The organism is Pseudomonas sp. Irchel 3H3 (genome assembly GCF_900187635.1).
In the GTDB taxonomy this organism is placed as follows: domain Bacteria; phylum Pseudomonadota; class Gammaproteobacteria; order Pseudomonadales; family Pseudomonadaceae; genus Aquipseudomonas.
The window spans coordinates 14,579-36,775 of sequence record NZ_FYEC01000002.1 but is presented as its reverse complement, the minus strand read 5'-3'; the positions used below and the strand labels follow the sequence as shown (position 1 = coordinate 36,775).

Sequence of the window (22,197 nt, the reverse complement as noted above, 5' to 3'; positions counted from 1 at the left end):
AGAAAGTGATGGAACCGATGATTTCGGCCCATGTACGGATCGGTGCAAATCGCTACCGTGAGTCTTATGGCCTGCATTATGAAGAGTTTGTGGTGGGGGATGTGTTCGAACACCGTCCCGGACGAACCGTGACTGAACTGGACAACATCTGGCAGTCATTAATGAACATGAACAATCATCCTGCACATATCGACGTTGCTTATGCCCAGCGCACCGAATTCGAGAAGTTACTGGTCAACAGTTCGGTGACCTTGTCGATTATCAGCGGCATGACGGTAGCGACAATGAGTGCCCGGGCGATCGCAAACCTTGGCTGGGACGAAATTCGACTGCCAAATCCAGTCTATGTCGGCGACACCTTGTACGCCGAGAGCGAGGTGGTCTCCAAGCGTGAATCCCGATCGCGTCCGGGTCAGGGCATTGTCACCATCAGGGTAATTGGTCGTAAGCAGGAAGGCACCCCCGTGATCACTTACTTGCGCACCTTTCTCGTTCCCAAGCAGGGGTATTCCCAGGACTATCCCGTCGGCTAGGCGACTGTCTTCAACGGTCTTTCAGTCACAGAAACACAATGGAACGATGCCATGACAAAGCTGGCGGTGGTTACCGGTGGAAATTCGGGTATTGGCGAGGCCTGCGCCTGGCGCTTTATCAGGGAAGGGTATGAGGTCGTTTTCTGTGGGCGCCGGGAAATGCGGAACCGGGAGCTCTGCGAGCGCATTCGGGAGGCCGGAGGACAAGCTCACGGATACGCCGTCGACCTACGTGATTCGCGCGCACTCGCTGAGTTTTTTCAGCAGATCGCCATGGATCATTCGCCAGTTAATTGCCTGATCAATAGCATAGGTATCGAAGGCACGCCCTTTACGTTGACTGAGGATTACTGCGACGCGGTGTTTGATGAGGTTATGGCAACCAATGTAAAGGTGCCTTGGCAGTGCATGAAGGCTGTATTACCTGTAATGCGGTCGGTGGGCTCGGGCAGTATCGTCAATGTGGCGTCACTGGCCGGGATTCGGGCAAGTGTCACCGGTGGTTCAGTTTACTCCGCGAGCAAGCATGGAGTCGTGGGTATGACCCGGGCAGTTGCCCGGGAGTATGCGCCTTTTGGTATTCGTATAAACGCTGTATGTCCCGCATTTGTCCGCACTCCATTATCGGAAGGCATTCTGGGGGATGGTCTGGAAGCGATGGGCAGCTCGCACCCTCTGAATCGTATTTGCGAGGCAGAGGAAGTGGCCAACGCAGTTTACTGGCTGAGCTCCCATGATGCGTCGTTTGTCACTGGTATTGCGATGCCGGTGGATGGAGGCACTCAAGCATGAGTGCTGCCGGCTCGAGGATGGCTGGTACCTTCGAAAGTCTTGATGGAAAAAGGATAAGCCATGCTACTTCTTAATCGCGAAGATATCGGGCGTTGTGTCGAGTTGCGAACGCTTATTCGCGCACTCGAAAAAGCCCACCAGGAGTTTGCACTCGCGCCTCCCGTGGTTCCGCAACGTTCGATAATTACTCATGAGCGACAGAAAGCATTCTCTTTGTTCATGCCGGCCTTTTTGCCCGGAAGTCAGACGCTGGGCATCAAAGTATCGTCGTTCCATCCGGACAACCCTATGCATGGGTTATCCGGGGTCAATGGTGCGGTTTTATTGATCGATGTCGAAAGCGGGAGGTTGCTGTCCATGATTGACAGTGCATCACTGACGGCGATTCGTACCAGTGCCATGAGTGCCCTGGCGACGGACAAGCTCTGCCCGTGGGCGCGACTCAATCTGGCGGTGATAGGTTCCGGGGCTCAGGCCGCAGCGCATATCAAGGCGATGGCCGCCATTAGGGATCTGGGACAGGTCAGGATATTTTCCCGTTGTCCGGCCAAAAGTGTCGCTTTGGCCGAGCGTCTGTCCATTGAGCTTTCGCTGCCGGTCGAGGCCGTCAACTGCATGGAGGAGGCGTTGGCTGATGCGGACATTGTCTGCACGACGACCTCCCATGACAGTCCACTGCCCTTGATTAAAGCGCATCAGCTCAAACCCGATGCCCATATCAACGCCATTGGCGGCAGTACTCATCAGGCGTGCGAGATCGATCCTCGGTTACTGGGTAACGCTCAGGTTCATGTCGATCATTTGGACGCCGCATGCCGCGAGTCGGGCGAAATTTCTCAGGCGTTGGCGTTGTCGGTGATCGGTGTAAAGGACATCCGTGAAATCGGTGCATTAGCCGTCGAGCAGCCTGCGCCAGTCACGCATAAACAAGGTCTGAGTTATTTCCGCAGCGTCGGACACGCCAGTCAGGACATGGTGGTCGCTGCCTGCCTATATGACGTGGCCCAAGCAGGGAACATTGGCAAACACTGCGACTACCTCAGCGGCTGAGAGCTGCCAGGCGCGTTATTTGAATCGGCAATGCTACTGCTAGGGAAGGAGGAGATGCCCATGAATATTTTGATAATCGATTCGCAGAGAGTGAATTATATCGACCCTGGGGAGTATGCCTCTGGTTCGGTGTATCAGCCTTATCGCCTGGAGGTCACCTCCCGCCCCTCGGATGAACAATTGGCCCGGGCCGACGGAATCATCGCTTTTCATTCGGTCGTCATCGACGCGCCATTGGTTGCCAGGATGCATCGTTGCCGTGCATTGGTAAAGGCAACTATTGGCCTTGATGATGTGGATGTCGAGGCGTTGAGCGCGAAAGGCATTCATTGCTCCAACATCGGCTCTGTGGGAGCAGAGGAAGTCGCGGAGCATGCCATGGCGTTGATCCTCTTTGCCCAGCGCAAGCTTCTCGACTACGCCAGGCACACCCGGCAGGGCGGCTGGAGCTGGCGAGCTCATAATGGCGAGATTAGAGCCTGCGCAGATACGGTCCTGGGGTTGATCGGTTATGGCGCGACAGGACGGGCATTGGCGCGCAGAGCGACGGCCTTGGGTTACCGGATCTGTTTTTACGATCCCAGGGTCGAGCGCTGTGGCGAAGGTATTGCGCAAGGTGGCACGCTGAAGTCATTGCTTGAAACGGCTGATGTTATATCGCTGCATCTGCCGCTTAGTCCGGACACTGAGCATTTGATGAACGATGCGCAATTTTCGCGGATGAAGCACGGTGCGACCCTAGTCAATACCGCGCGAGGCGGCATCGTCGATACCGGTGCTCTGCTTCGGGCTTTGCAGTCCGGGATAGTTTCCATGGCACTACTTGATGTTGTGCAGGAGGAACCGGTACTTCCCCAGGCCCTGATCGAACATGAGCGTGTGTTATTGACCCCGCATGCCGCGTTTTACAGCGAACGCTCGCTGGCCGAGTTAAAGGCCAATGCCTTGGAAACGATTATGGGTCTGCTAGAGGGGGCAGAGATCAAAACCGTGGTCAATCCCGATTGCGTATCGGGGGAGGCAAAGGGATATGCCTGAATTAAAAATGGCGGGACTGGAAACTTCCCGAACCGGGTTGCCGGCTTGGTTCGACGTAGCGATAGGCAGCAGTATTCTTCAATACGGTCAGCGCTTGGCTGCGCGACAGCTGTTGGTCAATACGCTGGGCAATATCGCTGTACGCAGCCATTGCTCGTACTGGCAGCGCCAAGTGATCTACACCAAACACCGCGGCGTCTCCCTGGAAGAGTGCGGTCTTGAACATCTGGCTGTGCTGGATATGCAGTCCGATGAGCTTTTGCACGGTCGTTTCAGACCCAGCCTTGGGCACCAGATGCATCGGGAAATCATGCGCTGTCGCGCTGATGTCAATGCCACGGTGCATCTTCATCCCAACGAAGTCATTTCCTTCTTCGCTGTCATGCAGTGGCGTGAGATGGAATACGTGTCGAACGATACGGCACTGGTATTGGGCAAACCGCCATGCATTCTTGGCGAGGGTGTGAATGTCGAACTGGATGTCAGTGCCATTGGCCGCTGTGCCAATGACACCAACTGCATTGTCATGCCCAGTCATGGCATTACCTGTTTTGGCCGCGACCTGTCCGAGGCGTTTCATCGTGCCGTGGCGTTCACTGCGGAAATCAGTCGATTGATTACCAGCCAGTATTTGTCGGCGGCCACAGGGAAGTCGGTGGTGTACGCCAGCGACGACGAGGTCAGACAGATGTATGAGCTAGGCGAACAAGTGATCTACGGAGGGATGCACAAATGAAGTTTCACGGACATATCTTGCGTTCCGGATTATGGAAGGCTCCGGAACGCGATCTCTCGTCGATGTTGCTGGATCTGAATGAAAACCAGTTTCTACATGAGTTTCTGGCTCGATTCATTGCTACCGAATTGAAGCCCGGAGATCTGTTCACTTACCCTAATTATCAGATGCTCCTGAGCGAGCTGGCAAAGTACTGCAAGGTTTCAACCGATAGTTTATTGCTGACCAATGGGGCGGATCAGGCAATCGATCTGGTGATACGGTCACTGTTTTCGCCTGGGGATAGGGTGGTGGTTCCTTCTCCGGTTTTTTCCTTCTATTACCAGATGCTCGACGTCAATGGCGTAGTACCGGTGATCGTTGGGTTCGAGAAACAAGCCCAAAGATTCGTGCTGCCTACCGATGCTGTACTCGAATCCTTGCGGACTTGCCAGGGACTGATCCTGTGTAACCCCAACAATCCTCTGGGCGTACGCACCGACCCTGAGCAATTGAAAGCGCTAGTCAAGGCTAGTGTAAGACAAGACAAGCCGATGATCGTTGACGAATGCTACTTTGAGTACTTGCAACACTCGTGTCTGGATGCATTCAGCGCGGTCAGGCAGTTATTCGTCATTCGTTCGTTCTCCAAATACTTTGGTCTTGCCGGGTTGCGCCTGGGGTATGTAGTCACGCGACCGGAATCAATTCGTGAGCTGATGAAGGTGCGCGGCCCATGGGATGTAAACCATGTGGCGGTGAAAGCTGCGCTGTTCTGCTTGCAGAACCGGGATGCAATGCAGCAGGCGCACGATAAACTCGCGCAGATCAAGCGTGAAATAATCGAAGTCTGCCGGGCTAACGCGATCGTCGTATTCGAAAGCGATACGAATTTTTTATTATTGCAGGATCAGTACGACGGTCGTCTGGCCAACGCTTTCGCTCAGGCTAAAATTCGCGTCAGCGACTGTTCACAATACCCCCACAGCTTTGGCCTGCTCCACAATATGTTACGTGTGGCCGTTCCTGCTTCGGCGGATCTCAAAAAATTCCTGAAGGCAATACTACTTGGGAGCGGCAGTGCTGCTGCCAGCGTTGCGTGCTTGCGCAGCGTCGAGGTTATCCTCAAGTGAAGAGATTTCTGAAAAGGATCGGTCTGGCGGCAGGGATGCGCAATATCGTTTTTCTCCGGTTGCTGTTCGTCATGGCAAATGCCTTGGGGCCTTTCGCTGCCTTGTTTTTCCAGCGTCATTACCAACTCGACAGTTCGGCGGTGGCGTTGGTGATCACGCTAATGTCGGCGTTCTATCTGGTGGGCAATCTGCTGGGTGGGGCGCTGGTCGGTCATTATTCCTTCCGGGCGCTTTTGATCAGTACCTCGTCCTGTTCATCGGTGTTTTTGTTGCTCGCTGCCGTGTTCAGCTCATCGCTCGCCTCCATTGCGATGGTGCTGTTGTTCATGCTGTGTGCGGGCCTGATCACTCCGGTATTCAGTGTCCTCACGTCCTTGGTGGCAAATGAAAGCAACCGCATCGCTTCCTTTGGCTATTTGCATTTGGCCAGCAATCTTGGGGCAGCGCTGCTGTTCATGATTGGTGGTTATTTGCTTGGCCTCGACAGTCACTACCTAATGCTTTTTGCGATGGTCGTGAGTGTGTTGTGCGTTTTAGCGAGTGTCTTTCTGGCGCTGCCGGAACGCCAGAGCGCTGTACCTGAAGACAGAAGGGCTGCCCTCGGCGCGATGGTCGATGTGCCAAGGATCGTGATCATCGCCGGCGCCATGTTCTTTGCGTTGTCCGTGCTGGATGCGCAGCGTGAATATCAGTTGCCTCTTTGGATTGATATGGTGACGGCGGGGAAGGCCGCCAGCGTGTTCGGTGCTGTCGGTATCGTTAATGCGTCGCTGGTGATCTTATTGACGCAACCACTTATAGCGTTGACGTCGCGTTTCGGGGCGCTCACCAATCTGTCCCTGGCTGCGGTTTTTTACGGTATCGGATTTGGCGCCTATGCCTTTTTCGAACACACGGCTCTAATCCTCGCGTTCGTTTTGTTCTGGACGCTGGGTGAGATTCTCGGCATTACCTACATCACTGCGCTGATTTCGCAGAAAACCACATTGCAAACCCAGGCCAGTCTTTTTTCCCTTATTCCGATCGTGCTGGCGGGGGCGAGGATGGTATCCGTAGGGCTGGGAGCCTCGTTGATCACCGGGATCGGTTTCCAACTTAGTTGGAGTCTCTATGGGCTGTTGGGCATCCTGTTCGGAGGCGGCTGTCTATTGGTTGCTGCCAGGACGGCTGTAGCACCGCGTGTTTCATCGCCGGACAGGAGCTAACGCAAATCGACCGGTAATTTTCAAGGAGTGTGAGCCGAGCGAGTCATTTGTCGTTCAGCTCCAGCAATGTCAAGGAACCTCTTATGCGACCGCAATATGATCCAGCCTGGGTAGAAAGTACGGCGCAGGCCAAATGGCTTGAAGATGATGTATTTAGGGCAGTCGAAGACGAGACTCGGCCCAAGTTTTATGCCTGCTCGATGCTTCCTTATCCCTCGGGAAAGTTGCATATGGGGCATGTGCGCAACTATACGATCAACGACATGTTGGCCCGTCATATGCGTATGAAAGGATTCAACGTGCTAATGCCGATGGGCTGGGACGCTTTCGGCCTGCCGGCAGAGAATGCCGCCATGCAGTCGGGTGTTTCTCCTGCCGAGTGGACACGGCTGAACATTGCGGACATGAAGGCGCAAATGCAGCCGTTGGGGCTGGCCTTCGATTGGTCGCGCGAGATCGCCACCTGCGACCCGCAGTATTACAAATGGAGTCAGTGGTTCTTCCTCAAGCTGCTGGAAAAGGGCGTGGCCTACAAGAAAACCCAGGTAGTCAACTGGGACCCTGTCGACCAGACGGTGCTGGCCAATGAGCAGGTGATCGACGGTCGAGGCTGGCGCTCGGGGGCACTGGTCGAGCAGCGGGAAATTCCCGGGTACTATCTGCGCATCACGCAATATGCCGAAGAGTTGCTGTCAGCCATCGACACACTGGAGGGTTGGCCCGACAGAGTGCGCATCATGCAGCGCAACTGGATCGGCAAGGCCAGCGGTGATTCCGGCGCCTGCGACGGGCTGACAGTCCCCCAGGCCATCGTCGCTGCGCTGGCTGAACGTGGGATGGGTGAGGAAGCCACCACCTGGCGCCTGCGCGATTGGGGGATTTCACGGCAACGTTACTGGGGGACCCCAATCCCGATCATCCGTTGTGAACACTGTGGCGACGTCCCGGTACCTTATTCGGATCTGCCTGTGGTGTTACCGACCGATTGCATTCCCGACGGCAGCGCAAATCCGTTGCTGGCGCATGCCGGGTTTCGCCAGGTGGCTTGCCCTCGCTGCGCGGCGCCGGCGCTACGGGAAACGGACACCCTGGATACCTTCGTCGACTCGAGCTGGTATTTCATGCGTTATTGCGATCCCGACAGTGATACTGCGATGGTCGGGCCAGGCAGTCGATACTGGATGCCCGTCGATCAATACATCGGCGGTATCGAGCATGCGGTGTTGCATCTGCTGTACGCCAGGTTCTGGACCCGGGCGATGCGGGATGAGGGGCTGGTGGCGTTCAGCGAGCCGTTCATGAACCTGTTCACCCAAGGCATGCTGTTGCGGGAAAGTTATTACCGCAAGGCGGACGATGGCAGTCGGCGATGGTTTTATCCGGCGCAGGTGACGGTCGAGTACGATGAAAAAAGCCGCCCGGTAAGGGCTACGGCGCTTGAGGACGGTTTGCCCGTCATCATTGGCGGCGTGGAAAAAATGTCGAAGTCGAAGAACAACGTTGTCGAGCCGAAGGACATCATCAGCAGATTCGGCGCCGACACTGCCCGTTTGTTTACCATTTTCGCGGGCCCGCCCGACCAGGACACGATCTGGAGCGACAGTGGGGTTGAGGGGGCTTATCGCTTCCTGCGTCGGCTTTGGACGTTTGCCTATGAAGGTCGGGCGAGGGAGGGCGATCGGGTTGAGGACGTTGGAGAATCCAGGCGCGTGCGCTTTGAGATGCATCGCTTGCTGCAGCAGGTCAACAGCGATTACGAACGGATGCAATACAACACGGTAGTGTCGGGTGCGATGAAGATGCTCAAGGTGCTGGAGGGGGGCAGGGCTGCCAGCCTCCAGGTGGCTCGCGAGGGGATGGCGATCCTGTTGCAGGTCCTGAATCCCGTGACGCCGCACATCACCCAGACACTCTGGGCGGAACTGGGTTTCCCGGGCGGCATTTATGACAGTTCATGGCCTGCGCCGGACAACGAAGCCTTGAAGCAGGACGAGGTAAAAATGATGGTGCAAGTCAACGGCAAATTGCGTGGGGAAATCCTGATCCAGGCTGATGTCGATCACGATGCAATACGGATCCGGACATTGGCTGATCCGGTGCTGCGTAGCTATCTGGAAGGCGCGAGCAGGATGATTGTGGTGCCCAACCGACTGGTTAACTTCGTCATCTGATTCCTGGTCGCCGACTCCGCTCCCCCCCTGTAGGAGCCGGCCGGCGAAGGCGTCTTTATGGGCGCCACAAGGCTCGAGGCCGCCTTCGCTCGCAAGCAAGCTCAGAAGGGATCGCAGGCAAAAAAACGCCCCGAACCAGTCGGGGCGTCAGATTTTCGGCATTGCAGTTAGCTTTCTACCAGGTCTGCGATGGCCGTGTGCTCAAGGCGAAGGCGATCAGTGGAACTGCTCTTCTTCGGTGGAGCCGGTCAGTGCGGTCACCGAAGACGAGCCGCCCTGGATCACGGTGGTCATGTCGTCGAAGTAGCCAGTGCCCACTTCCTGCTGGTGCGCCACGAAGGTATAGCCTTTGGCAGCGTCAGCGAATTCCTGCTCTTGCAGCTTCACGTAGGCAGTCATGTCGTTGCGGGCGTAGTCGTGCGCCAGGTTGAACATGCTGTGCCACATGTTGTGAATGCCAGCCAGGGTGATGAACTGGTGCTTGTAGCCCATGGCGGACAGTTCGCGCTGGAACTTGGCAATGGTCGCGTCGTCCAGGTTTTTCTTCCAGTTGAAGGAAGGCGAGCAGTTGTACGATAGCAGTTGGTCCGGGTATTCCTTCTTGATCGCTTCAGCGAAGCGACGAGCTTCGTCCAGGTCCGGCTTGGCGGTTTCGCACCAGATCAGGTCGGCGTACGGAGCGTAAGCCAGGCCGCGAGCGATGGCCTGGTCCAGGCCGGCGCGCACTTTGTAGAAGCCTTCCTGGGTGCGTTCGCCAGTCACGAATGGCTGGTCGTACGGGTCGCAGTCGGAAGTCAGCAGGTCAGCGGCGTTAGCGTCGGTACGGGCCAGGATGATGGTCGGAGTACCGGCGACGTCAGCTGCCAGACGAGCAGCGGTCAGCTTCTGTACAGCTTCTTGGGTAGGAACCAGTACCTTGCCGCCCATGTGCCCGCATTTTTTCACGGAAGCCAGTTGGTCTTCGAAGTGAACGCCGGCAGCGCCTGCCTCGATCATGCTCTTCATCAGCTCGTAGGCGTTCAGGACGCCGCCGAAACCAGCTTCAGCGTCAGCCACGATGGGTGCGAAGTAGTCGATGTAGCCTTCGTCGCCCGGGCCTTTTCCGGCTTTCCACTGGATCTGGTCAGCACGACGGAACGAGTTGTTGATGCGCTTGACCACGGTCGGTACCGAGTCAACCGGGTACAGCGACTGGTCTGGGTACATCGATTCGGCAGAGTTGTTGTCCGCAGCCACTTGCCAGCCAGACAGGTAGATCGCCTGGATACCGGCTTTGACTTGTTGTACAGCCTGGCCGCCGGTCAGGGCGCCCATGCAGTTGACGAAATCTTTCTCAGGGCGGAAGGACGGCTTGGCGCCCTGGGTCACCAGGTTCCACAGCTTCTCGGCGCCCAGTTTTGCAAAGGTGTGCTCGGGTTGAACCGAGCCGCGCAGGCGGACGACGTCAGCAGCGGAGTAAGCGCGTGTCACGCCTTTCCAGCGTGGGTTTTCAGCCCAGTCTTTTTCGAGGGCTGCAATTTGCTGTTCGCGTGTCAGTGCCATGGAGATAAACCTCGTCGCATAGGTCTTGGTGGAAAATTCCGTTTGCCGGGTACGCGTGTCAAAAGGCGTAACAGGCTGCTCGCTGACCAGAAGCTTGGCCGGTCAAGGCGGGTTTGGCGGGGGTGGCGACGGGATGAACGATGAGCTCGAGGATGGAGGCTGAGCAGGTAAGGGCGAGCTGTCGGGCGCATTCGGGCGTCGTGGGCCTGGTGCGAACATCAGTGGTGTGCCGGGTTACCTATTTACGCTTCCGTCCCTCGGGACAACTTCGTTCCAGTCGGCAACCTCGTCAAACACACCTTGTGGGCGGTACAGACACGAAACGGCTCGCAGGGTGGTTGCAAGCAACGCTTCGAAGGCCCTTGCCAGGGCCTCTGATTAGCGGGAGCGAGGCCATCATGCCTTTGCTTTTTTGCCTCGTCAAACGTTTTGTAGTGCTTTTTTTCAAGCACTACATCTTTGGTCTAATACGACTAATCAGTCAGTTTTCGGTGAGTTAGTCCAAGGTATCGACTTTCACCCGCAAGCTCAGGTCATCCCGGCCTTGGGTCCCATAGGTATGGGTCATGCCCTGTTTATCGGCCTGGGTCTGGCGGTTGATCCCGGCCAGGGTGATCCATTGGCCCAGGCGGCCGCTGACACTTGTGTCGGTACTTTGCACATTCACTACATCGGGACGTTCCTGGCTCATGCGGTCACGGTTGGTGCTGATGGCCAGGTGCACGGTTTCGCCGGTGACGCTGGCGGTCACGTAAAAACCCTGGGTGACATTGCGGTATTCGGTCTGGCTTTGCAGGCGGCCGTAAGTGTCGGTCCCGGTGCTGGTGAGCGGGACGCTCTGGCCGGTCTGGATCAGTGCCGGCACGCCTTCGCTGGCCTGGATCTGCTGGATGCCGCCTTCGCGACTGGCGGTGCTGTAGCTGATGATCTGCGTTTGCTGGTCGCTGCTGTCCTGCTGGTTGTTCTGGTTGGTGTCGACGGTGATCAGCAGGCGTTTTGGCGCGGTGTCGAGCTGGCTGAGCAGGGCCTTAAGTTCGTTGATCCTGGCGGGATCTGCGTTGACAATCAGTTGATTGCCATAGGCGCTGACGGTGCCGTCCTTGCCGATGAAATTCTGCGCCACGGGGAGCAGGTCGGCGCTGGTGCGGTGGTTGAGCGGTACCACTTCGGTCGCCGCCATGGCCGCAAAGCTGCAGCCGAGCAGCAGGGTGGTGAGCAGGGCGCGTAGGGACATATCCGTTATCTCCGCATTCAAGTGTCTTGATAGTGCCAGTTTGTCGGCCTGCGGTGGAGCAAGTTGAATCGTAGACAGCAAAACGCCCCGGCATCGGTGGATGGCGGGGCGTTCTGGGTGGTTCTGATAGTGCTATCGCGGGCAAGCGGAGCGCCGCCCGGCCCGCTCCCACAAGGTCATGGGCAAGCCCTGTGGGAGCGGGCTTGCCCGCGATGGCCGCAACCCGGTTTCAGGCCGAGTCACGCACCATGTCGACATGAGGAATCCCGGCTTCGAGGAACTCTTCACTGACAATCTTGAAACCCAGGCGCTCATAGAACGCTGTGGCCTGCACCTGGGCGCTGAGCATCTGCTGCTTGAGCCCGCGCTCCTCGGCTTCGCCGATCACCGCTTGCATCAAGGCGTCGCCGACTTTCAGGCCGCGCCAGTCCTTGAGTACCGAGACCCGGCCGATGTGGCCGTCGGACAGCAGGCGAGCGGTACCAATTGGAAAGTCGCCTTCAAATGCGAGGAAGTGCACGGCGCTTGCGTCGTCGGCATCCCATTCCAGCTCGGGTGGAACCGATTGCTCGGCGATGAATACCGCTTCACGAATGCGCCGGATCTCGGCGTTATCCTTTTGCCAGTCTGCGACACGTACGCGAATCTTATTCATCGGCAAACCCCAGGCTACCTTGCTTGACCAGTTCGCACAGCAGGCCGCGGCCGTCTTCGTCGCTCAGCCATGGGCCGAGGTTGTCGACATGCAGCGCGTCGGCGGCGCAAATCATTTTCAGCAGTTCGCGCAGTTTGCCCGGCAGGTAACGGCTCTGGCCGCTGGCAAACAGCAGCAGGTCGTCGTCGACTTCGGACCAGGCCAGGCGCGCGCTCGGGTTGCGAATCAGCACCGCGCCTTGTTCCAGGGCGCCAAGGAAGTCGTCCTCGGTCACATCTTCCGGGCCTGCTACCAGCTCCGGGTAGCGCGGCTCGGTCATGAACTGGCCGAACCAGGTCAGCAACAGGCGCTCGTCGCTCATGTGCTCGGCCAGCAGGCCTTTCAAGCGGTCGAGTGCGTCATGCTGGATCTGGTGTGGGTCGGCAGCCGGTTGTGCGTCGGCGTCGGTGTAGCGTTCTTCGTCCGGCAGGAACTGGCTGAGGAAGTCGGTGAAGTGGGTCAGCACTTCAGCGGCGCTCGGCGCGCGGAAGCCTACCGAATAGGTCAGGCAGTCATCCACGGCGACGCCACAATGGGCCAGGCGTGGCGGCAGGTAGAGCATGTCGCCCGGCTCCAGGACCCACTCGTCGGTAGCTTCGAAGTCGGCCAGGATGCGCAGGTCGGCGTGTTGCAGCAGTGGGCTCTCGGAGTCGCACATCTGACCGATTTTCCAGTTGCGCTGGCCATGGCCTTGCAGCAGGAACACATCGTAGTTGTCGAAGTGCGGGCCAACACTGCCACCTGGGGCGGCGAAGCTGATCATCACGTCGTCGATGCGCCAGCTCGGCAGGAAGCGGAAGTTTTCCAGCAGTTCGCTGACTTCCGGCACGAACTGGTCGACAGCCTGCACCAGCAGGGTCCAGTCACGCTCCGGCAGCTTGCTGAATTCGTCTTCGGCGAACGGGCCGCGACGCAATTCCCAAGGGCGCTCGCCGTGCTCGATGACCAGGCGTGATTCGACTTCTTCTTCCAGGGCCAGGCCGGCCAGTTCGTCGGCGTCGATCGGGCTTTCGAAGTCAGGGATTGCCTGGCGGATCAGCAGCGGTTTTTTCTGCCAGTAGTCGCGCAGGAACTCGCGTGCAGTGATGCCGCCCAGAAGTTGCAGAGGAATATCAGGATTCATGTGTAACCTATTGAAAAAAAGCACTTTTCAGACGGGAATAAAAACGCCCGGCGCTGCCGGGCGTCTCAAACGGGTCAAGCGGTCGATCAGATGCGTCGAGCTTGCTCGACTGCGTTACCGATGTAGTTGGCCGGGGTGAGCAGTTTCAGCTCGGCCTTTGCCTCGGCAGGCATGTCCAGTGCATCGATGAAAGTCTGCAGCGCTTCAGGGCTGATGCCCTTGCCGCGGGTCAATTCTTTGAGCTTTTCGTACGGGTTTTCGATGTTGTAGCGGCGCATCACGGTCTGGATCGGCTCGGCCAGCACTTCCCAGCAGGCGTCCAGGTCAGCGGCGATTTTCTGCGCGTTGAGCTCCAGCTTGCTGATGCCTTTGAGGCTGGCTTCGTACGCGATCACGCTGTGGGCAAAACCCACGCCGAGGTTACGCAGTACGGTGGAGTCGGTCAGGTCGCGCTGCCAGCGGGAAATCGGCAGTTTGCTCGCCAGGTGCTGGAACAGTGCGTTGGCGATACCCAGGTTGCCTTCGGAGTTTTCGAAGTCGATCGGGTTGACCTTGTGCGGCATGGTCGAGGAACCGATTTCGCCAGCGATGGTGCGCTGCTTGAAATAACCCAGGGAGATGTAGCCCCAGATGTCACGGTCGAAGTCGATCAGGATGGTGTTGAAACGCGCGATCGCGTCGAACAGCTCGGCGATGTAGTCGTGCGGCTCGATCTGCGTGGTGTACGGGTTGAAACCCAGGCCCAGTTCGTCTTCGATGAAGGCGCGGGCGTTGGCTTCCCAGTCAATCTGCGGGTAAGCCGACAGGTGGGCGTTGTAGTTGCCTACGGCGCCGTTGATCTTGCCCAGCAGTGGCACGGCAGCGACCTGGGCGATCTGGCGCTCCAGGCGGTACACCACGTTCGCCAGCTCTTTGCCCAGGGTGGTCGGCGAAGCCGGTTGCCCGTGGGTGCGCGACAGCATCGGCACGTCGGCGAAGCGGATCGCCAGTTCACGGATGGCTTCGGCGGTCTGACGCATCAGCGGCAGCATCACGTCATCACGGCCTTCGCGCAGCATCAGCGCGTGGGACAGGTTGTTGATGTCCTCGCTGGTGCAGGCAAAGTGGATGAACTCACTGACGTTGGCCAGTTCCGGCAGCTTGGCCGCTTGCTCTTTGAGCAAGTATTCGATGGCCTTGACGTCGTGGTTGGTGGTGCGCTCGATCTCTTTGACGCGCTCGGCGTGCTCCAGCGAGAAGTTCTCGGCCAGTTCGTTGAGAACGGCGTTGGCTTGCGCGGAGAAGGCTGGCACTTCAGGGATGGCAGCGTGGGCGGCCAGGCGTTGAAGCCAGCGCACTTCCACCAGGACGCGAGCACGGATCAGGCCGTATTCGCTGAAAATTGGCCGCAGGGCCTGGGTTTTGCCGGCGTAGCGGCCGTCAACAGGGGAAACCGCAGTGAGCGAAGAGAGCTGCATGGGGTGTTCTCGGACAGTCGGGCAACGAAATGGGGCGCGTATCATACATGAAAAAATCCGCCGGTCCGTTGCCAACTGACCAGCGTATTACGCCTAACACGGTGTACATGACCCTTGATGCGACTTATTCGTTGCGCATCAATGGGTAAAGTTCTTTGAGCAATTTGCGACGGCTGATCACCAACTGCCAGCGGTGCCCACCCAGTTGCCGCCACAGGCGTGCCGAGCGGATGCCGGCCAGCAACAGGGCGCGGATTTTCGAGGCATTGCTGGGTTGCTGCAGGTTGCGCATGTCGCCGTGTACCTGGATGCGCTGGCGCAAGGTGCTCAGGGTGTCCTGGTACAGGGCGCCACAGGCGGCAATCACGTTCTCGTGCGCCGGGCCGAAGTGTTCAACCTGGGACTGGATCTGGGGTAGGCGTTTGCCGATTTCCGCGAGCATGTCTTCGCGCTTGGCCAGTTGCCGCTCAAGACCGAGCATCGACAGGGCGTAGCGCAGTGGTTCGCGCTGCAGGGTGCTGGGGTCGCGCTCCAGGGCGCCAATCAACGCGCGATAGCCTTCGCGCAGGTTGAGGTCGTCGCCGCCGTAGACTTCCAGGGTGTCCTTGGGGTCGCGGATCAGCAGGCTGCCGAGCATGCAGGTCAGGCCGGCTTCGCTGACCTGGCCGGTCTTGGCGATCTTGTCCACCAGCACAGCGGCCAGGAAGACACCGCCCAGCGCGGTCAATTGCTCCTGAGTGGGGCTCATGCCTTGCTGCTCCAGGGCTCTGCGACTTCGATGACACCGCCACCGAGGCAGATCTCACCGTCGTAGAACACCACGGACTGGCCGGGCGTGACCGCGCGTTGCGGTTCATCGAAGGTGGCGCGATAGCCGGTCGCCGTTTGTTCCAGGGTGCAGAGCTGGTCGCCCTGGCGATAGCGGACCTTGGCGGTCAGGCGGCGCGGCTGGCTCAGGTCGACCGGGTTGACCCAGTAGATCTCGGAGGCGAGCAGGGCGCCGGAGAACAGCCATGGGTGGTTGTTGCCCTGGCCCACGATCAGCTCGTTGTGCTCCAGGTCCTTGACCAGCACGTACCAGGGCTCGTCGCCGGCGTCTTTCAAGCCGCCGATGCCCAGGCCCTGGCGTTGGCCGATGGTGTGGTACATCAGGCCATGGTGGCGACCGATCACTTCACCTTCGGTGGTCTTGATTTCGCCTGGCTGGGCCGGCAGGTATTGCTTGAGGAAGTCGCTGAAACGACGCTCACCGATAAAGCAGATGCCGGTCGAGTCTTTCTTCTTGGCCGTGGCCAGGTCGTGTTTCTCGGCAATCGCGCGGACTTCCGGCTTTTCCAGTTCGCCGACCGGAAACAGGGTCTTGGCGATCTGTTCACCGCCGACTGCGTGCAGGAAATAGCTCTGGTCCTTGTTCGGGTCCAGGCCCTTGAGCAGTTCGGTGCGGCCATCAATGTCGCGGCGGCGCACGTAGTGACCGGTGGCGATCAGGTCGGCGCCGAGCATCATGGCGTAATCGAGGAACGCCTTGAACTTGATTTCACGGTTGCACAGGATGTCCGGGTTTGGCGTACGTCCGGCCTTGTATTCGGCCAGGAAGTGCTCGAACACGTTGTCCCAGTACTCGGCGGCGAAGTTGGCGGTGTGCAGCTTGATGCCGATCTTGTCGCACACGGCCTGGGCGTCGGCCAGGTCATCCATGGCGGTGCAGTAGTCCGTACCGTCGTCCTCTTCCCAGTTCTTCATGAACAGGCCTTCCACCTGGTAACCCTGCTCGATCAGCAGTAGGGCGGAAACGGAAGAGTCCACGCCGCCGGACATGCCGACAATGACGCGCTTCGATTGGGTGTCAGAAGGGGCTGGATCACGCATGGGAATTTAATGAGTGTCTTGAAAAAGGACGCGATTCTAACAGGCTGGCGCCCGCAAGGCTAAAGAGAAGGACGGATCAGTTCGAGACTAAAGCAATTTCCCTGCAGATAATCTTCGATGCAACGGATGATCAGCTCGCTGCGCCAGTTGTCGCGCTGGGCCAGCAACTCGTCCCGGGTCAGCCACTTGGCGCCGACGATACCGTCGTCCAGTGGGTAATCGGGGTGGTGTTTGATCGCTTTGGCGATGAAGCAGACCCGTTGGTAAGTCACGCCGTTGCTGGGGGCGGTGTACAGGTAAATACCGACCACGCCGGTCGGTTCAACGTCCCAGCCGGTCTCTTCGAGGGTTTCGCGCACGGCGGCTTCGGTCAAGGTCTCATCCGGATCCAGATGGCCGGCGGGCTGGTTGAGTACGTTGCGACCAGCCTTGTGCTCTTCAACCATCAGAAAGCGGCCGTTGTCCTCGACGATGGTGGCGACGGTGATGTGGGGTTTCCAGTCCATGAAGTGTCCTCGGTCGTGAGCAATGAAACCCTGTGGGAGCTGGCTTGCCAGCGATAGCAACGGGGCAGTCATCATCAATGTTGAATGATAAGCCGCCATCGCTGGCAAGCCAGCTCCCACAGGGGCCTGTGTCGATCAATAAAAGTCATAAACACAAACCCCGGCACATGGCCGGGGTTTGTGGTGTTCCCTTACAACCTTACACCAGCGCAGCAATCGCCGCGTTGAAGGTGTTGCTCGGGCGCATGGCCTGGCTGATCAGCTCGGCATTGGCGTGGTAGTAACCGCCGATGTCCACTGGCTTGCCCTGGACGGCGTTGAGCTCGGCAACGATGGTTGCCTCGTTCTCGGTCAGGGTGCTGGCCAGTTGGCTGAACTGCGCCTGCAGTGCAGTGTCTTCGCTCTGGGCGGCCAGGGCTTGTGCCCAGTACAGCGCCAGGTAGAAGTGGCTGCCGCGGTTGTCGATGTTGCCGACTTTGCGCGATGGCGACTTGTTGTTGTCGAGGAACTGGCCAGTAGCCTGGTCCAGGGTCTTGGCCAACACCAACGCTTTAGGGTTGTTGTAGGTCACGCCCAGGTGTTCCAGGGAGGCGGCCAGGGCCAGGAACTCGCCCAGCGAATCCCAACGCAGGAAGTTTTCTTCCAGCAGTTGTTGCACGTGCTTGGGTGCCGAACCGCCAGCGCCGGTTTCGAACAGGCCGCCACCGTTCATCAGCGGCACGATCGACAGCATCTTGGCGCTGGTGCCCAGTTCCATGATCGGGAACAGGTCAGTCAGGTAGTCGCGCAACACGTTGCCGGTCACCGAGATGGTGTCCTTGCCTTCGCGGGTGCGCTGCAGGGTGAACTTCATGGCGTCGACCGGTGCCATGATCTGGATATCCAGGCCGGCGGTGTCGTGGTCTTTCAGGTAAGCCTGGACCTTCTCGATCACCACGCCGTCGTGGGCGCGCATTGGGTCCAGCCAGAAAATCGCTGGGGTGGCGCTGGCGCGAGCGCGGTTGACGGCCAGTTTGACCCAATCCTGGATCGGCGCGTCCTTGGTCTGGCACATGCGGAAGATGTCGCCGGCCTCAACCGGTTGCTCCAGCAGGGTGCGGCCAGCGCTGTCGGAAACACGAACCACACCGTCAGCCTTGATTTGGAAGGTCTTGTCGTGGGAACCGTATTCTTCGGCTTTTTTCGCCATCAGGCCAACGTTTGGCACGCTGCCCATGGTGGTTGGGTCGAAGGCGCCATTGACCTTGCAGTCTTCGATCACGGCCTGGTAGATGGTGGCGTAGCAGCGATCCGGGATCACGGCCTTGGTGTCGTGCAGTTGGCCGTCGGTGCCCCACATTTTGCCGGAGTCACGGATCATGGCCGGCATCGATGCGTCGACGATCACGTCGCTTGGCACGTGCAGGTTGGTGATGCCTTTGTCGGAGTTGACCATCGCCAGGGAAGGGCGAGCGGCGTAGACCGCCTGGATGTCAGCTTCGATCTGCGCTTGCTGGTCGGCCGGCAGGGCCTTGATGCGAGCGTACAGGTCGCCGATACCGTTGTTCAGGTTAAAGCCGATCTGGGCCAGCACGTCTGCGTGCTTGGCCAGGGCGTCTTTATAGAACTCGGCAACGATCTGGCCGAACATGATTGGGTCGGAGACCTTCATCATGGTGGCTTTGAGGTGGACCGACAGCAGTACACCCTTGGCCTTGGCGTCTTCGATCTCGGCGGCGATGAAGCTGCGCAGGGCGTTTTTGCTCATGACTGCGCAATCGAGGATCTCACCGGCTTGCACGGTGGTCTTGGCCTTCAGGACGGTGGCGGTGCCGTCCTGGGCGATCAGTTCGATTTTCACGGCGTCAGCGGCGTCGATCAGGGCGGCCTTTTCGCTGCCGTAGAAATCGCCGGTGCTCATGTGCGCAATGTGGGACTTGGAGTCCTTGGCCCATGCGCCCATTTTGTGCGGGTGCTTGCGTGCGTAGTTCTTGACCGACAGCGGTGCGCGACGGTCGGAGTTGCCTTCACGCAGAACCGGGTTTACCGCGCTGCCCTTGATCTTGTCGTAACGAGCCTTGGCGTCTTTGTCGGCATCGCTGGTCACGGTTTCCGGGTAGTCCGGCAGTGCATAGCCCTGGGCTTGCAACTCTTTGATCGCGGCCTGCAGTTGCGGTACCGAAGCACTGATGTTCGGCAGCTTGATGATGTTGGCTTCAGGCGTAACGGCCAGGGCGCCCAGTTCGGCGAGGTGGTCGGCTACGGCTTTGTCACCCAGTTGCTCGGGGAAGCTTGCCAGGATGCGCCCTGCAAGGGAGATATCGCGGGTTTCCACGGCAATATCGGCGGAAGCGGTAAAGGCTTCTACGATCGGGAGCAGGGAATAGGTGGCGAGGGCGGGAGCTTCGTCGGTGAAGGTGTAGATGATCTTCGAGCGGGTGGGCATATTCGGATTAACTCTCTTCTTTGCTAAAAGCGTGCGCGGAAATTCGAGGGGCGCCGGGTAAGCGCGTTCGTTCAAAGTCATCCATGAGCCGAATGTCGAGATTTCGTCGCGGTGATGTTGGGTGCATCAGTCGAGCGTCAAGCGCTCGGGTTGCGGTAACAACCCGGCTTTTCGGGCCGAAACTCTTGTAGTAGAGGGCTCGGCCGTCGTGACTCTGTGGTCAGCGGCGGCATTATACATAGGTAGCTGGCAAAACGCCGATGGTTCATACACCTCCGGTCTCGTCCATTGGTCTAAAGGTCGCACCCGGTGCTGCGGCGTAGAGTCGCTCCATGTGCTTGAGTTTGGCAGTTTCCCCTTTGCTTTCAGGCTTGTAGGCCGCGAACTGGTTAGCTTGGCGGCAGATGAGTGGAACATGAGGTTCCCGTGCAGATTCAACTGGGGTACGCTCGAACGCAGCCAGATGTTCAATCCACACAACGGAGTTCAGCATGGGATACAAGAAGATTCAGGTTCCAGCAGTCGGCGACAAAATCACCGTCAATGCAGACCATTCTCTCAATGTTCCTAACAACCCGATCATCCCTTTCATTGAAGGTGATGGTATTGGTGTTGATATCAGCCCGGTCATGATCAAGGTTGTCGATGCTGCTGTTAAGAAGGCTTACGGCGGCGAACGCAAGATTTCCTGGATGGAAGTGTATGCCGGGGAAAAAGCGACTCAGGTTTACGATCAGGACACCTGGCTGCCTCAGGAAACCCTGGACGCAGTCAAGGATTACGTGGTTTCCATCAAGGGCCCGCTGACCACCCCGGTCGGTGGCGGTATCCGTTCGTTGAACGTGGCCCTGCGTCAGCAACTCGACCTTTACGTCTGCCTGCGCCCGGTGCGCTGGTTCGAAGGTGTACCAAGCCCGGTGAAGAAGCCAGGCGACGTCGACATGACCATCTTCCGTGAGAACTCGGAAGACATCTATGCCGGTATCGAGTGGAAAGCCGGCTCGCCGGAAGCGACCAAGGTCATCAAGTTCCTGAAAGAGGAAATGGGTGTCACCAAGATCCGTTTCGACGAAAACTGCGGCATCGGCGTCAAGCCGGTTTCCCTGGAAGGCACCAAGCGTCTGGCGCGCAAAGCCCTGCAATATGTGGTCGACAATGATCGCGACTCGCTGACCATCGTCCACAAAGGCAACATCATGAAGTTCACCGAAGGTGCCTTCAAGGAATGGGCCTACGAAGTGGCGGCCGAAGAGTTCGGCGCGACCCTGCTCGACGGCGGTCCGTGGATGCAGTTCAAGAACCCGAAAACCGGCAAGAACGTCATCGTCAAGGATGCTATCGCCGATGCCATGCTCCAGCAGATCCTGCTGCGCCCGGCAGAATACGACGTGATCGCGACCCTGAATCTGAACGGCGACTACCTGTCCGACGCCCTGGCGGCTGAAGTCGGCGGTATCGGTATCGCGCCAGGTGCCAACCTGTCCGACACCGTGGCGATGTTCGAAGCCACCCACGGCACTGCGCCGAAGTACGCCGGCAAGGACCAGGTCAACCCGGGCTCGCTGATCCTGTCCGCGGAAATGATGCTGCGCCACATGGGCTGGACCGAAGCGGCCGACCTGATCATCAAGGGCACCAATGGCGCTATCTCGGCCAAGACCGTGACCTATGACTTCGAACGCCTGATGGAAGGCGCCAAGCTGCTGTCTTCTTCGGCGTTTGGCGATGCCCTGATCTCGCACATGTGAGCTGAGCGGCATTAAACAAAAACCGGCCGGCTCAAGTGATTGAGTCGGCCGGTTTTTTTATGCAAAGCCTGCGGTCAGTGAGGGTCTCAGGCGGTAACGGAGTGTTCTTGCGGGGTTGTGTTGATTGCGCTGGCGTCAATGGCGGCACCGATGTTCACGGCGTGCAGGCCCTTGGGGCCCTGGATGATCTCGAAGACCACCGCCTGGCCGGCCTTCAAGGTTTTGTATCCCTCCATCTGGATCGCCGAGTAGTGGGCGAACAGATCGTCCGTTTTGCCGTCTTCATTGATGAAACCGTAACCCTTGGCATTGTTGAACCACTTGACCTTGCCATTGATCTTGACGCCTGACATACCCAACTCCCTCTGCAACAGACTCCATCACTGGAGTATCATCCAGTTGATCCTGCTCAAATCCTGCAAATAGGGTTTGACGGCACGGACCTTTTTTACCCACTGTGGGCTCTATTGGTTGTAACACTGATTTGCCGATAGTCAAGGCGACCGGACAGTCAGAGTTGAAAAGCTCTGGGACCGCCCCCACCACTGTATTCAGCTCAACAGACGAACCTTTCTTTCCATGCATGCAATCAGCCAGATTCGACTAACATTCAATCAGGATCGCCCGGATTCACACGACGACGATTCCGCAGGCATTGCTGTACAGGAGGCAAAGCCTGCTTTACAGGCGCCGCCGATGTACAAGGTGGTTTTGTTCAATGATGACTACACACCGATGGATTTCGTCGTCGAAGTGCTCGAGGTGTTTTTTAACCTGAATCGTGAGCTGGCGACCAAGGTAATGCTGGCCGTCCATACAGAAGGACGGGCAGTATGCGGATTGTTTACCCGTGACATCGCCGAGACCAAGGCCATGCAGGTCAACCAGTACGCCAGGGAAAGCCAGCATCCGCTACTCTGTGAAATCGAGAAGGACGGTTAACGCCGACCACTTGGGTATGA

The 22,197-nt window shown here is 58.3% G+C and carries 20 protein-coding genes; 10 read left to right on the top strand and 10 right to left on the bottom strand.

Annotated elements, in window-relative coordinates; all coding sequences use genetic code 11:
* Window positions 1-8: 8 nt before the first annotated feature.
* The 8 genes from CKW24_RS03175 to CKW24_RS03140 all read left to right on the top strand — a co-directional run bounded on the left by CKW24_RS03175 (window position 9) and on the right by CKW24_RS03140 (window position 8,637).
* Window positions 9-533: a MaoC family dehydratase gene (locus CKW24_RS03175; RefSeq protein WP_095165237.1), complete on the top strand. Its 525-nt coding sequence runs from the start codon at window positions 9-11 to the stop codon at window positions 531-533.
* 51 nt (window positions 534-584) lie between these two features.
* Window positions 585-1,325 carry an SDR family NAD(P)-dependent oxidoreductase gene (locus CKW24_RS03170; protein ID WP_095165236.1) on the top strand — a complete coding sequence of 247 codons (741 nt, stop codon included), beginning with the start codon at window positions 585-587 and terminating at the stop codon, window positions 1,323-1,325.
* Between the two features lie 60 nt (window positions 1,326-1,385).
* The gene (locus CKW24_RS03165; protein ID WP_095165235.1) at window positions 1,386-2,375 is read left to right on the top strand and encodes an ornithine cyclodeaminase family protein; all 990 of its coding nucleotides are present in this window, start codon (window positions 1,386-1,388) and stop codon (window positions 2,373-2,375) included.
* A 60-nt stretch (window positions 2,376-2,435) separates the two neighbouring features.
* A complete protein-coding gene (locus CKW24_RS03160) occupies window positions 2,436-3,413 on the top strand; it encodes a C-terminal binding protein (protein WP_095165633.1) in 978 nt (325 codons plus the stop codon).
* Complete coding sequence (locus CKW24_RS03155; RefSeq protein WP_095165234.1) at window positions 3,406-4,149, top strand: class II aldolase/adducin family protein; 744 nt, start codon at window positions 3,406-3,408, stop codon at window positions 4,147-4,149. Before CKW24_RS03160 ends, CKW24_RS03155 begins: the two co-directional genes overlap by 8 nt.
* The gene (locus CKW24_RS03150; RefSeq protein ID WP_095165233.1) at window positions 4,146-5,261 is read left to right on the top strand and encodes a histidinol-phosphate transaminase; all 1,116 of its coding nucleotides are present in this window, start codon (window positions 4,146-4,148) and stop codon (window positions 5,259-5,261) included. The genes CKW24_RS03155 and CKW24_RS03150 overlap by 4 nt, the downstream gene beginning before the upstream one ends.
* A complete protein-coding gene (locus CKW24_RS03145; protein ID WP_256585383.1) occupies window positions 5,258-6,466 on the top strand; it encodes an MFS transporter in 1,209 nt (402 codons plus the stop codon). The genes CKW24_RS03150 and CKW24_RS03145 overlap by 4 nt, the downstream gene beginning before the upstream one ends.
* A gap of 83 nt (window positions 6,467-6,549) precedes the next feature.
* Window positions 6,550-8,637 carry a leucine--tRNA ligase gene (locus CKW24_RS03140; RefSeq protein WP_095165231.1) on the top strand — a complete coding sequence of 696 codons (2,088 nt, stop codon included), beginning with the start codon at window positions 6,550-6,552 and terminating at the stop codon, window positions 8,635-8,637.
* Window positions 8,638-8,853: 216 nt separating this feature from the next.
* On the opposite strand, the gene aceA is transcribed toward CKW24_RS03140, so the two are convergent.
* The 9 genes from aceA to CKW24_RS03090 all read right to left on the bottom strand — a co-directional run bounded on the left by aceA (window position 8,854) and on the right by CKW24_RS03090 (window position 19,487).
* A complete protein-coding gene (gene aceA / locus CKW24_RS03135; RefSeq protein ID WP_008032724.1) occupies window positions 8,854-10,179 on the bottom strand; it encodes an isocitrate lyase in 1,326 nt (441 codons plus the stop codon).
* 496 nt (window positions 10,180-10,675) lie between these two features.
* A complete protein-coding gene (locus CKW24_RS03130; RefSeq protein WP_095165230.1) occupies window positions 10,676-11,413 on the bottom strand; it encodes a secretin N-terminal domain-containing protein in 738 nt (245 codons plus the stop codon).
* Window positions 11,414-11,642: 229 nt separating this feature from the next.
* A complete protein-coding gene (locus tag CKW24_RS03125) occupies window positions 11,643-12,068 on the bottom strand; it encodes a GNAT family N-acetyltransferase (RefSeq protein ID WP_095165229.1) in 426 nt (141 codons plus the stop codon).
* Window positions 12,061-13,230, bottom strand: a complete 1,170-nt coding sequence (locus tag CKW24_RS03120; protein WP_095165228.1) for a cupin domain-containing protein — start codon at window positions 13,228-13,230, stop codon at window positions 12,061-12,063. Before CKW24_RS03120 ends, CKW24_RS03125 begins: the two co-directional genes overlap by 8 nt.
* 86 nt (window positions 13,231-13,316) lie before the next feature.
* A complete protein-coding gene (purB, locus tag CKW24_RS03115; protein WP_095165226.1) occupies window positions 13,317-14,687 on the bottom strand; it encodes an adenylosuccinate lyase in 1,371 nt (456 codons plus the stop codon).
* Between the two features lie 124 nt (window positions 14,688-14,811).
* Window positions 14,812-15,435, bottom strand: a complete 624-nt coding sequence (hflD, locus tag CKW24_RS03110; protein WP_095165225.1) for a high frequency lysogenization protein HflD — start codon at window positions 15,433-15,435, stop codon at window positions 14,812-14,814.
* Window positions 15,432-16,556: a tRNA 2-thiouridine(34) synthase MnmA gene (gene mnmA / locus CKW24_RS03105; RefSeq protein ID WP_095165224.1), complete on the bottom strand. Its 1,125-nt coding sequence runs from the start codon at window positions 16,554-16,556 to the stop codon at window positions 15,432-15,434. Before mnmA ends, hflD begins: the two co-directional genes overlap by 4 nt.
* A 59-nt stretch (window positions 16,557-16,615) precedes the next feature.
* Window positions 16,616-17,062 carry an NUDIX hydrolase gene (locus CKW24_RS03100; RefSeq protein ID WP_095165631.1) on the bottom strand — a complete coding sequence of 149 codons (447 nt, stop codon included), beginning with the start codon at window positions 17,060-17,062 and terminating at the stop codon, window positions 16,616-16,618.
* 199 nt (window positions 17,063-17,261) lie between these two features.
* On the bottom strand, window positions 17,262-19,487 hold the full coding sequence (locus CKW24_RS03090; protein ID WP_095165222.1) for an NADP-dependent isocitrate dehydrogenase: 2,226 nt from the start codon (window positions 19,485-19,487) through the stop codon (window positions 17,262-17,264).
* Between the two features lie 491 nt (window positions 19,488-19,978).
* Between CKW24_RS03090 and icd the strand changes: the two genes are divergently transcribed.
* Window positions 19,979-21,235, top strand: a complete 1,257-nt coding sequence (gene icd / locus CKW24_RS03080) for an NADP-dependent isocitrate dehydrogenase (RefSeq protein WP_007905029.1) — start codon at window positions 19,979-19,981, stop codon at window positions 21,233-21,235.
* Between the two features lie 86 nt (window positions 21,236-21,321).
* On the opposite strand, the gene cspD is transcribed toward icd, so the two are convergent.
* A complete protein-coding gene (gene cspD, locus CKW24_RS03075; protein WP_095165220.1) occupies window positions 21,322-21,588 on the bottom strand; it encodes a cold shock domain-containing protein CspD in 267 nt (88 codons plus the stop codon).
* 226 nt (window positions 21,589-21,814) lie between these two features.
* On the opposite strand from cspD, the gene clpS reads away from it, so the two are divergent.
* Window positions 21,815-22,177, top strand: a complete 363-nt coding sequence (clpS, locus tag CKW24_RS03070; protein ID WP_093421263.1) for an ATP-dependent Clp protease adapter ClpS — start codon at window positions 21,815-21,817, stop codon at window positions 22,175-22,177.
* The last annotated feature ends 20 nt before the right edge of the window (window positions 22,178-22,197 follow it).

Coding starts and splice junctions, on each gene's coding strand:
- CKW24_RS03175 (WP_095165237.1), top strand. CDS start 9: ATGGAACCGATGATTTCGGCCCATGTACGGATCGGTGCAAATCGCTAC.
- CKW24_RS03170 (WP_095165236.1), top strand. CDS start 585: ATGACAAAGCTGGCGGTGGTTACCGGTGGAAATTCGGGTATTGGCGAG.
- CKW24_RS03165 (WP_095165235.1), top strand. CDS start 1,386: ATGCTACTTCTTAATCGCGAAGATATCGGGCGTTGTGTCGAGTTGCGA.
- CKW24_RS03160 (WP_095165633.1), top strand. CDS start 2,436: ATGAATATTTTGATAATCGATTCGCAGAGAGTGAATTATATCGACCCT.
- CKW24_RS03155 (WP_095165234.1), top strand. CDS start 3,406: ATGCCTGAATTAAAAATGGCGGGACTGGAAACTTCCCGAACCGGGTTG.
- CKW24_RS03150 (WP_095165233.1), top strand. CDS start 4,146: ATGAAGTTTCACGGACATATCTTGCGTTCCGGATTATGGAAGGCTCCG.
- CKW24_RS03140 (WP_095165231.1), top strand. CDS start 6,550: ATGCGACCGCAATATGATCCAGCCTGGGTAGAAAGTACGGCGCAGGCC.
- aceA (WP_008032724.1), bottom strand. CDS start 10,179: ATGGCACTGACACGCGAACAGCAAATTGCAGCCCTCGAAAAAGACTGG.
- CKW24_RS03130 (WP_095165230.1), bottom strand. CDS start 11,413: ATGTCCCTACGCGCCCTGCTCACCACCCTGCTGCTCGGCTGCAGCTTT.
- CKW24_RS03125 (WP_095165229.1), bottom strand. CDS start 12,068: ATGAATAAGATTCGCGTACGTGTCGCAGACTGGCAAAAGGATAACGCC.
- CKW24_RS03120 (WP_095165228.1), bottom strand. CDS start 13,230: ATGAATCCTGATATTCCTCTGCAACTTCTGGGCGGCATCACTGCACGC.
- purB (WP_095165226.1), bottom strand. CDS start 14,687: ATGCAGCTCTCTTCGCTCACTGCGGTTTCCCCTGTTGACGGCCGCTAC.
- hflD (WP_095165225.1), bottom strand. CDS start 15,435: ATGAGCCCCACTCAGGAGCAATTGACCGCGCTGGGCGGTGTCTTCCTG.
- mnmA (WP_095165224.1), bottom strand. CDS start 16,556: ATGCGTGATCCAGCCCCTTCTGACACCCAATCGAAGCGCGTCATTGTC.
- CKW24_RS03100 (WP_095165631.1), bottom strand. CDS start 17,062: ATGGACTGGAAACCCCACATCACCGTCGCCACCATCGTCGAGGACAAC.
- CKW24_RS03090 (WP_095165222.1), bottom strand. CDS start 19,487: ATGCCCACCCGCTCGAAGATCATCTACACCTTCACCGACGAAGCTCCC.
- icd (WP_007905029.1), top strand. CDS start 19,979: ATGGGATACAAGAAGATTCAGGTTCCAGCAGTCGGCGACAAAATCACC.
- cspD (WP_095165220.1), bottom strand. CDS start 21,588: ATGTCAGGCGTCAAGATCAATGGCAAGGTCAAGTGGTTCAACAATGCC.
- clpS (WP_093421263.1), top strand. CDS start 21,815: ATGCATGCAATCAGCCAGATTCGACTAACATTCAATCAGGATCGCCCG.